We start from the raw sequence: 1,459 nt of genomic DNA, 5'->3' as shown, positions 1-1,459 counted from the left end.
AGCTGTCTCTTATACACAAATCCCTGCTAAGAAATTAGCGGGGATTTTTTTGAACTAAATCTCAATGTCATGATCAGATCTTCAAATCTTGTTTGAGGGCACATTATGATTAACGAACATACTCATTGGGCAAAACAACAATTCGGTAAATCGGACTTAGGTGATCCAAGAAGAACAGCGCGTCTGGTAAAGTTAGCATCAACGCTTGCAAATGAACCAGGAAAACCACTTGTAAACATCACTCAATCCCCCGCCGATATGGAAGGTGCCTACCGCTTTATTCGCAACGAGAATATTGACGCAACGGCTATAGCAGAGTCAGGCTTTAAAGCCACGGTTGAACAAGCAAAAAGTCATAACTTATTGCTCGCATTAGAAGACACGACCACACTAATTTATAAACATTCCTCCATTCGAGATGATTTGGGTCATGTCGGACGAGGAGCAAAACAACGAGGCTTGTTAGCTCATAGCGTATTACTGTTTGCGCCAGACACAAAGCAAGTTGTGGGATTAATTGAACAGTCTCGCTGGAGTCGTGATATCAACACGATTGGAAAAAGAGAAAAACACGCGACGACTTCTTACGAAGAAAAAGAAAGTTACAAGTGGGAGTCAGCGTCACGAGCGATGGCAGAGCGGCTGCAAGGACAAATGGCGAACGTGATATCGGTGTGTGACCGCGAAGCGGACATCTACGAATACTTGCAGTATAAACTGACCGAGCAGCAACGATTCGTCGTACGCTCGATGCAAAGTCGTCATATTGAAGAAGGTGAGGATAAGCTCTATGCGTTTGCAAGCGAGCTGATGAGTGCAGGCACCAAACACATCCACATTGCACAAAAAGGAGGAAGAAAAGCCCGAAGCGCAACACTGGATATCACCTATGCGCCAGTGACACTCAAAGCGCCTTACAATAAGAAAGGACGCTCCCTCCCAGTTTACTATGTCGGCAGTGCAGAGAGAGGAAACGCTGAGAACGGCTTAAGCTGGCACCTATTAACCAGTGAACCAGTCACCAGCAAAGAAGACGCCTTAGCTATCATCACCTACTATGAGCACCGTTGGCTTGTAGAGGAATACCATAAAGTCTGGAAAAGTGATGGCACGGATATCGAAAGTTTACGCCTTCAAAGCCAAGATAACATGGAAAGATTGGTGACGATTAATGGCTTTATTGCGACGCGAATATTGCAACTAAAGTTCACCAATGAGCAGCCTGATTCTCCAAGTTGTGAACAACTATTATCTCCCAAAGCATGGAAGTTATTGTGGTTAAAGAGAATAAAAACACCATTGCCTGAAACTGCTCCAAATATGTCATGGGCGTATCAGGAACTGGCAAAGTTAGGAGGCTGGAAAGATACCAAGCGCACAGGGCGTGCATCTGTGAAAGTGTTATGGCAAGGATGGCTTAAGTTACAAGCCATCCTGGAAGGCTACGATTTAGCAAAAT

Annotated in this window: 1 protein-coding gene; it reads left to right on the top strand. The window is 44.8% G+C overall.

Translation table 11 applies throughout. From position 1 onward, the window contains the following. Positions 1–105: 105 nt before the first annotated feature. Positions 106–1,459, top strand: a 1,354-nt coding sequence (locus tag H5159_RS20705) for an IS4 family transposase (RefSeq protein ID WP_182780965.1), incomplete at its 3' end; no start/stop codon positions are given.

Source organism: Pseudoalteromonas sp. SG43-1 (genome assembly GCF_014164415.1).
Classification (GTDB): Bacteria; Pseudomonadota; Gammaproteobacteria; order Enterobacterales; family Alteromonadaceae; genus Pseudoalteromonas; species Pseudoalteromonas distincta.
The sequence above is the reverse complement of the archived record's forward strand: the minus strand, read 5'-3'. Positions and strand labels throughout refer to the sequence as shown.